Raw genomic sequence first — 12,133 nt, 5'->3', positions numbered from 1 at the left:
CTGTGTGGAGGTGGCGGCGAATCTCGTCGCCGTGGATGGTGTGGTGCCGGTGCGTGATTCGAAGGTTCCGTCCGGCCCGGTGCTGGTGGTTCCGGCCGCTGCGTTCGCCTCGTTCGTGGCCGAGGTCAGCACCGGCCGTTGACCGGTGACTGTGGAGAGAAGGTGTCCTGCGATGGCCGATACCCCTGTGTGGTTCAGCTCCTCCTACAGCAACAACGGTGGCGACTGTGTGGAGGTGGCGGCGAATCTCGTCGCCGTGGATGGTGTGGTGCCGGTGCGTGATTCGAAGGTTCCGTCCGGCCCGGTGCTGGTAGTTCCGGCCGGTGTGTTCTCGCGGTTCGTGGCCGAGGTCAGGACCGGGGGGATCACGGGCTGAGGACGCGCCGCCCGGCTTCTCCGCGCCTCGCCGCTCCTCTCCGTTCGATGCCCCAGCGCCGCAGGCCGGCGCTGGGGCATCGCGGCTTGTTGCGGCCGTGCACGGGGCCGGGCCCACGTCGCCCCTGCGGCCAGGAAATCGTTCGTACCCGCTTGCCCCGCCGGTTACGGTCGCGAAACCGACGTGGCGGCGAGAGCATGAGTCTCGGGTGTGACGTCCCCGTCGGCTCCCCGGACGAAGGCAGGTTTGGTCATGGCGTGTCGGATCAGCGAGCTGGTGCTCGATTGCCGCGACCCCGAGGCGCTCGCGCACTTCTGGTGCGAGGTACTGGACTTCGTGGTGCTCGACCGCGAGGACGACGGCTCGCTGGAGATCGGGCCGCGCGAGGGATTCGGCGGCCCGCAGCCGACGATCATCCTCAGCCCCAGCGACGATCCCCAGCCGCACCGACCCCGTCTGCACATCGACGTCAACGCCACCGACCGCGACCAGGACGCCGAACTCGAACGCCTGCTGGCGCTCGGCGCCCGTCCGGCCGATGTCGGGCAGACGGGGCAGGAGCCGTGGCACGTCCTCGCCGACCCCGAGGGCAACGAGTTCTGTCTCCTCAGGGCGCGCCTCGCACCGCTCTGACGCACCCCGGCCGTCCCCCGCCCCCGGGCTGTGGAGAATGAGGCATGGCGAAATGCGAGAAGTGCGGTGCGAAGAAGCGCAGTTGGCCCGGATCCTGCCCGCGCTGCCGTGACGGCAAGAAGCGGGCCACGGTCGCCGAGACCTCCGCCGAGATGGCCGTCGCGGGCGGCGCGCTCACCTGGGTCTGGCGTGGCGTCATGACCGCGGTGCGGTCGCTGATCCGGGTCTTCACCTGACCCGACCCGACTTGACCTGATGCGGCCGGGGGCGGGGCCGGGGTCCCCTGACCCGTCCCCTCCCGCGTCACACCATCGGGGTGCCGCTCGCCGTCGCCTCCGGGGGGACGAGATCCTGCACGACGTCCCAGTGCTCGACGATCCGGCCGTTCTCCAGCCGGAAGACATCGACGATCACGACGGGATCCGGTGCCCACCCATGGACGACGCTGTGCGTGAAGACGAGGTCGCCCTGGGCGGCGACCCGCTGCGGCTCCCACGAGAAGCCCTCCAGGCCGGGCTCCACGGTGCGCAGGGTCTCCAGGCCGCCGGGCATCCCCGGGCTGTGCTGCACATAGGGCTCGGCCCAGTGGCGGTCGAGCGCCGTGAGGTCCTTCTCGGTGAACAGCTCGCGCATCGCCGTCAGGACGATGTCGGTGTTGAGCCGCGCCCGGTCGCCGTCGGTGTCATCGGTCATGGCTGTTCCTCATCCCTTGTCGTCGGTGGTCCGCGGATCCCGCGTCCGGCGTTCCGCCGGGTCGCCGTCGACCGGCGTCCGTGCGTGGCGCAGCGCGCCCGACGGGCAGCGCCCGACCACCTCGGCGACCCGCTCCACGTCCGCCCCGTCCGGCCGGATCCACGGGCGGGCGGCGGGGTCGAAGACCTCCGGCAGGCCGCGGACGCACTCGGCGGCGTGCTGGCAGCGCCCCGCCTCGAAGGTCACGGTGATCGAACGGCCGCGGTACGCCCTCACCGCGCTCCGGCCCGGCGCTTCCGCGCCCGGCGCGCCGCCGGAACCGGTCCTGTCGTCGGAACCACCGGCAGCGGCATCGGCCCAGGCACCGGCCCCGTTGCGGGCCGCCGAGCCCGGCCGCTCAGTCGCTGACATTGCTGCGGGCCTGGTAGAGCAGGTCCTGGTAGTCGGGGTGCCGGGCGATCCATCCGGCGATGAACGGGCACGTGGCCAGCACCCGCAGCCCGGCCGTGCGCGCCTCGTCGAGGGCGGTGGCGGCCAGCGCGCCCCCGACGCCCCGGCCCTCGTACTGCGGGGAGACCTCGGTGTGCACGAAGGCGATGAGCTCCGCGGTGCGGATGTAGTCGGCCCGGCCCGCGAGGTCGGATGCTCCGTCGACCCGGGCCTCGTACCGCTTGGCCTCGGGAACGTCACGCACGTCCACTGTCATGTGTTCTCCATCGGTTCGCCGCGCGGAGTCGGCCCGAACGGGCCGCGCGCGGGTGGTTGTTCCCCGAGTCTGTGCGGCGGGCGGGGGGCGCCGCCCGCGGCGGGCTCGGCGCGCCACGGTGACGTGACCGCTCGGGCGCCGTCGGCGCTCCCTCCGGCCGCGTCAGGACCCTCGGGCCGCGTCGGGACCCTCGGGCCGTGCGGGGCACGGTCCGAGGGACGGTTGTCAGGAGGTGGAGTCCCCGCGCCCGGCGGCCAAGAGCTGGGTCTCCCATGCGAAGGCGACACCGCTGGCGCCACCGTGCTGCGCCTGGATCTGCGCGGCGCCCGGCAGGGTCTTCTCCCGGGCCCAGTCGCGCTGCCACTCGCCCAGGACGGCCATCCACGTGATCGGCGTGACGCCCGCCTGGACCATCCGCCGTACCGCCATGTCGTGGGCCTCGGCCGACACGCCGCCGGAGGCGTCGGTGACGGCGTAGACGTCGAAGCCCTCACCGGCCGCCTGGATGGCGGGCATCGCCAGGCAGATCTCCGTCCACAGGCCCGCGAGGACCAGCTTCTTGCGCCCGGTCGCCTTGACGGCGTCGACGACGCGCTCGTCCTCCCAGGTGTTGATGAAGGTGCGGTCGATCGGCTTCTGCTCCGGGAAGACGTCCTGGAGACCCTGGAGCAGATGGCCGCCGCGGTCCTCCAGGACCGTGGTCAGGATGGTCGGCACCTCGAAGAGCTTGGCGGTCTTGGCGAGGCCGACGACGTTGTTGACCACCATCGCCGGTTCGTGGCTGTTGAGGTTGGCGAACTGGAACGGCTGGTGGTCGATCAGCACGAGGACGCTCTCCTCGGGCGTGAGCAACGCGCCGAGTCCGGCCTTGTTCTCAGTGCTCATGGGAATCCCCTTCTGGGTCCTGAGTCCACGGGCTCGGGCGTGGCGCCGACCTCTCGGTGCGGTGCCCTCCCTGAACCGTGCGCGGGCGGACCGGCTGCCGCCCTCATCGTGTGGTTGATGTGTCACCTACGTTAGGGCGGTACTAGTTGATGTGTCAACTAGTATCGCGAGGGGCCGCGTTAGCCGGGCCCGGCCATGGGCCCGGCCGCGTTCCGGCCGCGACCCGATGGCGTCACCCCGGAGAACCGAGGCGCCGACCGCAGACGACCGCACCCACGGGATGGAGGAGCTGCCGCCGGTGTGGCTACGCTCCCCCCATGAACGCAACGCCTCGCTGGCTCGATCCGGAGCAGAAGGTGGCCTGGGACAGCTTCATCCGGATGCAGGAGAAGCTGATCGGCCGGCTCTCCCGGAAGGTCCAGTCCGACTCCGGCATGTCCGCCGCCGACTTCATCGTGCTGGCCAGCCTGACGGAGAGCGACGAAGGGCGGATGCGCCTGCTGGACCTCGCCAAGCGCGTGGAGTGGGAGAAGAGCCGCATGTCCCACCAGGTCGCCCGGATGGCGAAACGCGGACTGGTGGCCAGGGAGGAGTGCCCGGACGACGGACGCGGCGCCTTCATCCTCGCCACCCCGGCCGGCTACCGGGCCATCGAGGAGGCCGCGCCCATCCACGTGGAGCACGTCCGCCGCCTGTTCGTCGACGCCCTCACCCCCGAGGAACTCGACACCCTCGGCCGGATCTCCGCCCGCGTCCTCACGCACATGGAGACACAGCCCGACTGACAGCAGGAGGTGGCGGGGCCGGCCGGGACTGTCTACGCGGTCAAACGGGGCTCGAAGTAGCCCGGAGAGCGGAACAGGCCCGTGAACGCCCCGGGCCCGTGCCGCTCGTCCAGCCACGCCCCCAGCTCCACCACATCACCGCTGACGATCGCCGCGAGCAGCCGCGCGTGACACGCGGACTCCTCCCCAGGAGCGAACTCCTCAAGAAAGCGCTCATACGGGCGGTTGACGCTGAGTTCGTAGCTCCGGAGGGTCGCGGCGTACCGCGTCTGCTCCGTGCTCCCGGGCGCGTCCAGCGGGTGCCGGACGTCTTCCTCCGTCAGCGTTCCCGTCATGTCTCGGAAGGCAAGGCATCCAAGAAGGTCCGAGGGCTCCGCAATGCCGAAGCGCTCAGCTGTCAGCCGCGTGATGTCACGTGCCTCCCTGTCGCACGCACCCTCCATGACGATGCCGAGGTTCCGCGTGTGGCGGCTCCCGCCCTCATCGGCAGCCGAGTAGGTCTGCCCGGTCGCACGGCGGTAGTTGATGCCGTACTGAGTGCGAACGGGGGCTCCGGCGATGTCCACGTACCGCCGGCGCGATCCGTAGTGAAGGCAGTCATGCGCGTACGCGCGCAGTAGGTCGAGCAGGGCCGGCGACGGACGTTCGGGGCTTCGGTGTTCCATGGGGCCGTACATGGTGATGACGGCGGCCATCTGCAGGTGCCGGTACCCCTGGTCCGGGTGGTGGAAGCCGCCGAAAGCTCCAGCGCGCGAGGATTCACACCCGACCCAGACCCGTTCGAGCGGGAGCATCTTCATCAGCCCGTGCCGGGCGTACCGCCGCTCGGCGTTCGCGACCCCAGCACGGAAGGGAGTGGTGTCGATGCCATCAGCCGCCCACAGCCCGAGCACTTCCGACAGCGGCCTGAACACGTGGGCCGGATGCCGCCCTGTGAGCGGCGAGACGTCAGCGCGCATCGCGACCAGTGCCGCCATCGCGTTCGTGCCCGCGACAGACTCGTTCGGAGCGAGTTCCGTCAGTTCGGGAAACGCGCCTTGATGAGCTGGACGTGGCACTCCTGCATCCCGGCCGGGAGTGCGTCCACGCTGAACCATTTCGCCTCCAGGATCTCGAAGCCGTCGATCTTGAGAGTCCCACCTGTGCACAGGGCCTCGTACGCGATCTCCACACGGAGTCTGTAGCCGCTGGTCACCTGAACCAGCGGCCCCGGAACCACATCGAGCCCCGTTTCTTCCCTGACCTCCCGGACGATGGTCTCGGGGAATTCCTCGCTCTTGATCGCGTACCCGGTGGGAAGCCCCCAAGGGCGATCGGCTGGCCACATACGGTGCTTGAGCAGGAGGACCTGGCCGTTCTCGTTTCGCACCACTCCCGTCACGCCAATCATGAACTTGGCGTGCGCGAACCACAGGATGCGCCACTGCAGGGGGCCACGAACAAGCTTCCACGCTCGGGCAACGATTCGCTTCACGCGCACTCTTTCGATCGGGCAAGCGTCGAGCGCGCCTGCGACAACTGATGTAACCGGTGCCGTGGGCGCGGGTCACGCTCGAAGCCGCGGGCTCGGCGGTTGAGAACTTCCTGTGAGGGCCGCCCTCACGTCAACGGACCCACGATCACTGTAGGAACGGATCAGAGCAGACTCACAGTCGATTGCGCACGATTGCAGGCCAGTCAGGCGGAGGAACCCCGAGCCTTCTCGATCAAGAAACGCGCTCTCGCGCCGTGGACCGCCATATCAGCGAGCCTGGCGTAGGTGTCCGAGTACGCTGTCACCTCACTGGGCTGAGTGAGTGTCAGGTACCCGGACACCAACTCCACGTTCACCTGCGCGTTGTCGTAGATCCAGAAGTTCTCGACCGGGAGTTGAGGGCGTCGCCGGGTGACGGGAACGATACCGAGACTGATATTGGGCGATGTGCTCACAGCCAGGAGGTGATCCAGCTGCTCCTCCTGCGCTTCCGCAGTGCAGAGGGTGTTTCTGAGAACGGGTTCCTCTATCAGGAACGCGAAGACCCGCCGCCCCTCGCGCAGCACTCGCTGCCGTTCCATGCGGGCCGCGACCGCGTCGGCCACGTCATCCACGGGGACCCGCTGCCGCTGGACCGCCCGGAGCACATCCTCGGTGTACTGGGAGGTCTGGAGAAGTCCGGGAAGGGCCCATGCGCTGTACGAGCGGAAGCGTCGAGTGCGCTGGTAGAGCGGCAGTCGTTCCTCCTGGGACCATTTGAGTCCCGCGCGCTCCAGACGGCGCCACGTCACCCAGGTGCCCTCTGCGGCTCGAAGTGAGGCGATCAAGTCGCCTATCTGGTCTTCTGCGTCACAGGCGTGGCACCACGACCGGATATCGCGCTCGCTCGGCTGTGTCTTCGCTGTCGAGATCCGCGACACCTTCGAGGGGTGCCAGCCGCACCGGGTCGCCAGGTCCTTGCCGTCCAGCCCAGCATCCGTGGCCAACTCTCGAAGACGATGGGCCAATGCCTGCCGAGCCTCGTGGGCGCTGGATGATGTCGATCGCACTAGAGCGGCTTGTACTCCCCGTGAGGCGTGGCCCGCTCCCAGACGGATTCGAATCCCTTTACGCACCACGCGGCCAAGGTCGCGTCGTCAACGTACTCTCGCTCCATCAGGGAACCGTCACCGCTGAAGTGATGGAAGAGGACCAACTCGCCGTCGAACACCCAGAAGTCCACGGCGGGCACCGCCAGGTCTCTGGCGTTGCGTCGCGGAAGCCAGCGGACGTCCTCGCCGGCGGTCACGTTGGTCACCGTGTACTCGTGCTCCCATCGGACGTACTCCGACAGGGGTTCCGAGACCACGCGGGCACGACGGACCGAAACCCCGCGGGCCACGGCAGCCTGTACCACGTCGTGCCAGCCTTCCCACCAGTCCGCACGGTTCTCCGGCGTGAATATGCGGCGTCCTTCACGCCATTCGAGGAAATCGTGATCAGTGCTCGCGTACTGATCACGAACCTCCAGATGGATCGCGGTTCGCCGTGCACGAGACAACGGTTCACGCGCCGGAGGCTTCACCGGCGGTTCCTCCATCCGATCGAGGAATGTACTGGATCATGACCTTCGGCAACCGAATGATCTCCTCGTGGTCCGGAACGCCCGTGCTGTGGCCGGGAATCGAACCGATCTCCGCGCACGCCTTCACCTCTTCCTCCGTCGCCCGGTAGGACTGGATCAGGAGGTCTCCGTTGTTCTCGTCCAGCCAGATGGTGGGCGAGTCGTCTTTGCCGGTGTTCGGGATGATCCCCAGGAAACGCAAGCGCATGGCCTCTCCCTGTGTCGTTCCGATTGCGGCGGATCGCTTGAGCGTCACCCAACCGACCGATGCGGTCAAGAGGTTCTGGTTGCGCGGGCGCCGATCGCGTCGTGACAGCGACCCTGGTCGGCCGGGCCGGTGGGCCGACCGGCCGTAGGGGCGCTACGGTCGCCGTCGTGACCAACGCACCGGAGCAGACCGAACCGCGCGACCCACGCCCGGCGGCGGGCTCGGACGCCCGGCTGACCGTCGCGGTGGCACCGCTGGTGGAGGAGTCCGGCGCCCGGCTGTCCGTCACCGTCGCAGAGCTCGAACTGCCAGCGCGCAGCGCGACGTTCGGGCAGGACCGGTACGACACCGCCAGCATCGTCAAGGTGGACCTCCTGGCCGCGCTGCTGCTGCGCGCCCAGGACGAGAACCGGGAGCTGACCGGCGCCGAACACGACCACGCGCACGCGATGATCACCACCAGCGCCAACGACCCGGCGACCGCCTTGTGGCACCAACTCGGCCGGGGCGAAGCCCTCGACGAGGCCAACCGCCGCCTCGGCCTCACCGCCACCACCTCGGACCCGGACGGGCACTGGGGACTGACCCAGACCACCAGCGCCGACCAGGTGACCCTGCTCCGCGCGATCCACGGCCACGGCCAGGACTCCCCGCTCACCGCGGAGAGCCGCGCGTACGTCGTGGGGCTGCTGCGGCAGGTGGTGCCCGACCAGCGGTGGGGCGTCTCGGCCGCCGCCGACGGCCCGTTCACCCTCAAGAACGGCTGGCTGCCGCGCACCCGCACCGGTCTGTGGGACATCAACAGCATCGGACGGATCTCCGCCGCCGGAGGCGACCACCTGATCGCCGTGGTCTCCGACGGGCACGCCACGTTCCAGTCCGGTGTAGAGCTGGTCGAGGCGGTCTCGGTCGCGGCGGTCGGCGCGCTCCGCGACTGAGGCGGGTCCAGAGACCGCGCCCCCGGGCGACAAACGGGACAGCCCGGCGCGGCCCGCCGCTGCCGGGCGGACGAGTGCGGGAGACAATGACCGCTGACACCCGTTCCCGCTCGCCAAGGAGAAGCCGTGCCCGGATTCGTGGAAGTGCCTGAGCCCGCCCAGGTCCCGGGACTGGTGCATCTGCACACCGGCAAGGTGCGTGACCTCTACCGCAACGAGGCCGGCGACCTGGTGATGGTGGCCAGCGACCGGATCTCCGCCTTCGACTGGGTGCTGCCCACCGAGATCCCCGACAAGGGCCGCATCCTCACCCAGCTCTCGCTCTGGTGGTTCGAGCGGCTGGCCCACATCGCCCCCGGGCACGTCCTGTCCACCGACGTCCCGCCCGGCGCCCCGGACGACTGGGCCGGACGGGTGACCGTCTGCCGTCCGCTGCGCATGGCGCCCGTCGAGTGCGTGGCCCGAGGCTTCCTGACCGGCTCGGTCCTCGACGAGTACGGTCGCGACGGCACCATCTGCGGCATCACCCTCCCGGAGGGCCTGGTCGACGGCTCGGAGATCCCCACCACGATCTTCACCCCCTCCACCAAGGCCGACGTCGGCGAGCACGACGAGAACGTCACCTACGAGGAGATCGCCCGCAAGATCGGCGCCGGTGAGGCCGCGCAGCTGCGCCAGACCACCATCGCGCTGTACAACCACGCCCGGGACATCGCCCGTGAGCGCGGCATCATCCTCGCCGACACCAAGTTCGAGTTCGGCTGGCAGCAGGGCGGCGGCAGCCCGGAGGGCGAGAAGGACGAACTGTTCCTCGCCGACGAGGTGCTGACCCCGGACTCCTCCCGATTCTGGGCGCGGGACGAGTGGGAGCCGGGCCGCCCGCAGCACTCGTACGACAAGCAGTACATCCGGGACTGGCTCTCCTCCCCGGCCTCCGGCTGGGACCGGCACGGCGACACGCCGCCGCCGGCGCTGCCCGAGGATGTCGTCGCCCAGACGCGCGACCGCTACCTGGAGGCGTACCGCCTGCTGACCGGCCACCACTTCGCCTGAGCGGCCTGAGCGGCCTGAGCGGCCTGAGCGGCGCGGCGGGGGCGGGCCCAGGCGGGGCCGGGCGTCACGTGCCGGCCATCTCACCGGCGGTATCCCCGTCCGTGCCCCCGTCCGCGCCCGGACGCGTGTCCGGGCCGGCCGGGCCCCGGAAGGTGGCCCGGTAGGCGCTGGGGGAGACCCCGATCGTCGCGTGCAGCTGCTGCCGCAGCGCCACGGCGGTGCCGAACCCGGACCGCTCGGCCACCCGGTCCACCGTGAGCTCCGTCTCCTCCAGCAGCTGCCGGGCCCGCTCCACGCGCTGCTGGATCAGCCAGCGCAGCGGCGTCGTCCCGGTCTCGTCGCGGAAACGGCGGCTGAAGGTCCGCACGCTCATCGACTCGTGGGCGGCCAGTTCCGCCAGGGTGATCGGCTGGTCCAGCCGCTCCAGCGCCCAGGACCGTGCCCGCGCCGTGCCGGTGGACCGTCCGGCCGGGACCGGGTGGCGGATGTACTGGGCCTGCCCGCCGTCGCGGTAGGGCGGCACCACGGCGCGGCGGGCGACCTCGTTGGCCACGGCGGCGCCGTGGTCCGCGCGGATCATGTGGAGGCAGAGGTCGATCCCGGCCGCGCAGCCCGCCGAGGTGAGCAGCTCGCGCGGGCCGGACGTGCTGTGGGTCCAGAGCACGTCCGGGTCCAGGGCCACCCGGGGGAAGAGGCGGTGGAACCGCTCGGTGAACCGCCAGTGGGTGGTGGCCCGGTGCCCGTCCAGCAGCCCGGCGGCTGCCAGCACGAACGCCCCGGTGCAGATCGACGCCAGGCGCGTGCCCGCCGGGATGGCGGCGAACGCGGCGGCCAGTGGCTCCGGCAGCGTCGCCTCCGCCTGGTGGTGGTCGAGGTGCGAGGAGAGCACGATCGCGGTGTCCGCGCCGGCCAGCGCCTCGGGTCCGTTGCGGATCATCAGAGTGAAGTCCGCGTCGGTGCCGACCTCGCCGGGGCGCAGCGCGCAGGTCACCACCTCGTACAGCGGGCGGCCGTCCTCGGGGGACCGGGCGTAGCCGAACAGCTGGTGGACGATGCCCAGCTCGATCGGCAGGTTCTCGTCCCGTACCAGGACCACGACGCGGTGCGGCCGGTCCCCCGGGGACGAGGACGGCCGAGCCCTCAGATCCGGTCGGTCACGCGTGCTCGTCGACTGCATGGCCATATTCTTTCACAGCATGTCGATCCGGCCACTCGTGGCGCGGAGACGGACCGGCCACCGTGAGAGACATGCCCGCCACACCGGAACTCCCCGCAGTCGCGACGAGCCCGCCGTCCCCTCCACCCCGGCCCGGACCCGTCTCGCGCCGGCCGCATCGTGCCTGGGGCGTGGCCGCCGTCGCGGGAGTCGCGATCGTCACCGCCGGGGCGTTCACCACCGTCCCCGGCCTGATCACGCCCGCCCTGCACCACGAGTTCGGCTGGTCGCGCTCCACAATCGGCCTGGCCGCCTCCGTCGCGATGGTGCTGTACGGGCTGACGGCACCGTTCGCCGCCGCGCTCATGGACCGCTACGGCATCCGCCGGGTCGTCGCCGGCGCACTGCTGCTGGTGGCCACCGGCGCCGCCCTGACCACGGTGATGACCGCCGCCTGGCAACTGGTCCTCTTCTGGGGCGTGCTGGTCGGACTCGGCAGCGGCTCACTGACCATGACGCTGGCCGCGACCGTGGCCCAGCGCTGGTTCACCGCCCGCCGGGGCCTGGTCACCGGCGCGCTGAGCGCCTCCGCGCACGTCGGCCAGATGCTCTTCCTGCCGCTGCTCGCCCTCGGCGTCGAGCGCTTCGACTGGCGGCCCGCCCTGATCACCCTCGCCCTGACCGCCGCCGCCGTCACCACGCTGGTCCTGCTGCTGCTCCACGACCACCCGGCCCGCCTCGGCCTGCGCCCCTACGGCGCCGGCGAGGACGTGCCCGCGCCGCCACCGACGCGGGGCGCCGCCCGGCGCACGCTCGCCGTGCTCGCCGGAGCCGCCCGCAGCCGGGTGTTCTGGCTGCTGGCGGCGATGTTCGTGATCTGCGGCGCCTCCACCAACGGCATCCTGTGGACCAACTTCGCGCCCGCCGCCCACGACCACGGGATGCCGGTACCCGTCGCCGCCGGACTGCTCTCCGCCATCGGCGTCTTCTCCGCCCTCGGCACCCTCGGCTCCGGCTGGCTCACCGACCGACTCGACCCGCGGCTGCTCCTCGCCGTCTACTTCGCGGTGCGCGCCCTGACCCTGCTGCTGCTCCCGCTGCTGTTCGCCGCCTCCGTGCAGCCGTCCATGGTCGCCTTCGTCGTGGTCTACGGCCTGGTCGACGTGGCCACCGTGCCGCCCGTCATCGCCCTGACCACCGCCTGCTTCGGGGCGGACGGGCCGATCGTCTTCGGCTGGGTCAACTCGGCGCACCAGATCGGCGCCGGGATCTCCGCCTTCCTCGGCGCCGCCGCCCGCGACCTCTTCGGCTCCTACGACCTGGTGTGGTTCGCGCTCGCGGTCTGCTGCCTGCTCGCCGCGCTGACCGCGCTGGTCGTCCGCGTCCCGCCCTCGCCCGCCACGCTCCCGCCGCGCCCGGTGGAAGCGGCCGTGCCATGACACGGCGAAGGCCCGGTCCGCGAGGACCGGGCCTTGACCTTCTGAGCGGACGACCAGGTTCGAACTGGCGACCTCAACCTTGGCAAGGTTGCGCTCTACCAACTGAGCTACATCCGCGTGCACCGCGCGTCTCCGCTCGGTGCTGAGGAAAGTATATAGCCCCACCACCAGTGCTCCCGCCACC

Annotated in this window: 18 protein-coding genes and 1 tRNA gene; 8 read left to right on the top strand and 11 right to left on the bottom strand. The window is 70.7% G+C overall.

Features of this window, described 5'->3' with window-relative positions; translation table 11 throughout:
- From E0D90_RS27890 to E0D90_RS16310, 4 genes are all read left to right on the top strand, one after another.
- Positions 1 to 142 (top strand): DUF397 domain-containing protein (locus E0D90_RS27890; RefSeq protein WP_227870261.1); only part of this gene is annotated, 142 nt, incomplete at its 5' end.
- A gap of 30 nt (positions 143 to 172) precedes the next feature.
- Positions 173 to 376 (top strand): DUF397 domain-containing protein, encoded by a 204-nt coding sequence (locus tag E0D90_RS16320; RefSeq protein ID WP_130799010.1) that lies wholly within the window; start codon positions 173 to 175, stop codon positions 374 to 376.
- Positions 377 to 628: 252 nt separating this feature from the next.
- A complete protein-coding gene (locus E0D90_RS16315) occupies positions 629 to 1,009 on the top strand; it encodes a VOC family protein (protein WP_130799008.1) in 381 nt (126 codons plus the stop codon).
- Positions 1,010 to 1,053: 44 nt separating this feature from the next.
- Complete coding sequence (locus tag E0D90_RS16310; protein ID WP_130799006.1) at positions 1,054 to 1,245, top strand: hypothetical protein; 192 nt, start codon at positions 1,054 to 1,056, stop codon at positions 1,243 to 1,245.
- Between the two features lie 67 nt (positions 1,246 to 1,312).
- Here the strand turns inward: E0D90_RS16310 and E0D90_RS16305 are convergent, their stop codons facing one another.
- The 4 genes from E0D90_RS16305 to E0D90_RS16290 form a co-directional block, all read right to left on the bottom strand.
- Entirely contained in the window at positions 1,313 to 1,702 is a 390-nt protein-coding gene (locus E0D90_RS16305) for a nuclear transport factor 2 family protein (protein WP_227870260.1), read from the bottom strand.
- A gap of 9 nt (positions 1,703 to 1,711) precedes the next feature.
- The gene (locus E0D90_RS16300) at positions 1,712 to 2,113 is read right to left on the bottom strand and encodes a (4Fe-4S)-binding protein (RefSeq protein WP_130799004.1); all 402 of its coding nucleotides are present in this window, start codon (positions 2,111 to 2,113) and stop codon (positions 1,712 to 1,714) included.
- The gene (locus tag E0D90_RS16295) at positions 2,100 to 2,408 is read right to left on the bottom strand and encodes a GNAT family N-acetyltransferase (protein WP_130799002.1); all 309 of its coding nucleotides are present in this window, start codon (positions 2,406 to 2,408) and stop codon (positions 2,100 to 2,102) included. Before E0D90_RS16295 ends, E0D90_RS16300 begins: the two co-directional genes overlap by 14 nt.
- Positions 2,409 to 2,633: 225 nt before the next feature.
- Entirely contained in the window at positions 2,634 to 3,293 is a 660-nt protein-coding gene (locus tag E0D90_RS16290; RefSeq protein WP_130799000.1) for a hydrolase, read from the bottom strand.
- A 317-nt stretch (positions 3,294 to 3,610) separates the two neighbouring features.
- Here E0D90_RS16290 and E0D90_RS16285 point away from each other — a divergent pair, with 317 nt between their 5' ends.
- The gene (locus tag E0D90_RS16285; RefSeq protein ID WP_103504327.1) at positions 3,611 to 4,078 is read left to right on the top strand and encodes a MarR family winged helix-turn-helix transcriptional regulator; all 468 of its coding nucleotides are present in this window, start codon (positions 3,611 to 3,613) and stop codon (positions 4,076 to 4,078) included.
- A 32-nt stretch (positions 4,079 to 4,110) separates the two neighbouring features.
- Here the strand turns inward: E0D90_RS16285 and E0D90_RS16280 are convergent, their stop codons facing one another.
- The 5 genes from E0D90_RS16280 to E0D90_RS16260 form a co-directional block, all read right to left on the bottom strand.
- Complete coding sequence (locus E0D90_RS16280) at positions 4,111 to 5,055, bottom strand: hypothetical protein (protein WP_103504326.1); 945 nt, start codon at positions 5,053 to 5,055, stop codon at positions 4,111 to 4,113.
- 41 nt (positions 5,056 to 5,096) lie between these two features.
- A complete protein-coding gene (locus E0D90_RS16275) occupies positions 5,097 to 5,552 on the bottom strand; it encodes an NUDIX domain-containing protein (RefSeq protein ID WP_103504325.1) in 456 nt (151 codons plus the stop codon).
- Between the two features lie 203 nt (positions 5,553 to 5,755).
- Positions 5,756 to 6,601, bottom strand: coding sequence for a helix-turn-helix domain-containing protein (locus tag E0D90_RS16270; RefSeq protein WP_227870259.1), 846 nt, complete (start codon positions 6,599 to 6,601; stop codon positions 5,756 to 5,758).
- The gene (locus E0D90_RS16265) at positions 6,601 to 7,131 is read right to left on the bottom strand and encodes a DUF6879 family protein (protein WP_103504351.1); all 531 of its coding nucleotides are present in this window, start codon (positions 7,129 to 7,131) and stop codon (positions 6,601 to 6,603) included. The genes E0D90_RS16270 and E0D90_RS16265 overlap by 1 nt, the downstream gene beginning before the upstream one ends.
- The gene (locus E0D90_RS16260) at positions 7,097 to 7,363 is read right to left on the bottom strand and encodes a hypothetical protein (protein WP_130798998.1); all 267 of its coding nucleotides are present in this window, start codon (positions 7,361 to 7,363) and stop codon (positions 7,097 to 7,099) included. Before E0D90_RS16260 ends, E0D90_RS16265 begins: the two co-directional genes overlap by 35 nt.
- Before the next feature lie 167 nt (positions 7,364 to 7,530).
- On the opposite strand from E0D90_RS16260, the gene E0D90_RS16255 reads away from it, so the two are divergent.
- Positions 7,531 to 8,301 carry a serine hydrolase gene (locus tag E0D90_RS16255; protein ID WP_130798996.1) on the top strand — a complete coding sequence of 257 codons (771 nt, stop codon included), beginning with the start codon at positions 7,531 to 7,533 and terminating at the stop codon, positions 8,299 to 8,301.
- Between the two features lie 126 nt (positions 8,302 to 8,427).
- Positions 8,428 to 9,354 (top strand): phosphoribosylaminoimidazolesuccinocarboxamide synthase, encoded by a 927-nt coding sequence (locus E0D90_RS16250; RefSeq protein WP_103504322.1) that lies wholly within the window; start codon positions 8,428 to 8,430, stop codon positions 9,352 to 9,354.
- 64 nt (positions 9,355 to 9,418) lie between these two features.
- On the opposite strand, the gene E0D90_RS16245 is transcribed toward E0D90_RS16250, so the two are convergent.
- Entirely contained in the window at positions 9,419 to 10,531 is a 1,113-nt protein-coding gene (locus tag E0D90_RS16245; RefSeq protein WP_130798994.1) for a GlxA family transcriptional regulator, read from the bottom strand.
- A 71-nt stretch (positions 10,532 to 10,602) separates the two neighbouring features.
- Between E0D90_RS16245 and E0D90_RS16240 the strand changes: the two genes are divergently transcribed.
- Positions 10,603 to 11,949: an MFS transporter gene (locus E0D90_RS16240; RefSeq protein WP_130798992.1), complete on the top strand. Its 1,347-nt coding sequence runs from the start codon at positions 10,603 to 10,605 to the stop codon at positions 11,947 to 11,949.
- 44 nt (positions 11,950 to 11,993) lie between these two features.
- Here the strand turns inward: E0D90_RS16240 and E0D90_RS16235 are convergent.
- Positions 11,994 to 12,066: transfer RNA gene (locus E0D90_RS16235), tRNA-Gly, on the bottom strand.
- Positions 12,067 to 12,133 lie beyond the last annotated feature (67 nt).

The organism is Streptomyces otsuchiensis (assembly GCF_004305975.1).
Lineage (GTDB): Bacteria > Actinomycetota > Actinomycetes > Streptomycetales > Streptomycetaceae > Streptomyces > Streptomyces otsuchiensis.
Note: the sequence above shows the minus strand (reverse complement) of the source record. Positions and strands in the feature narration are given on the sequence as shown.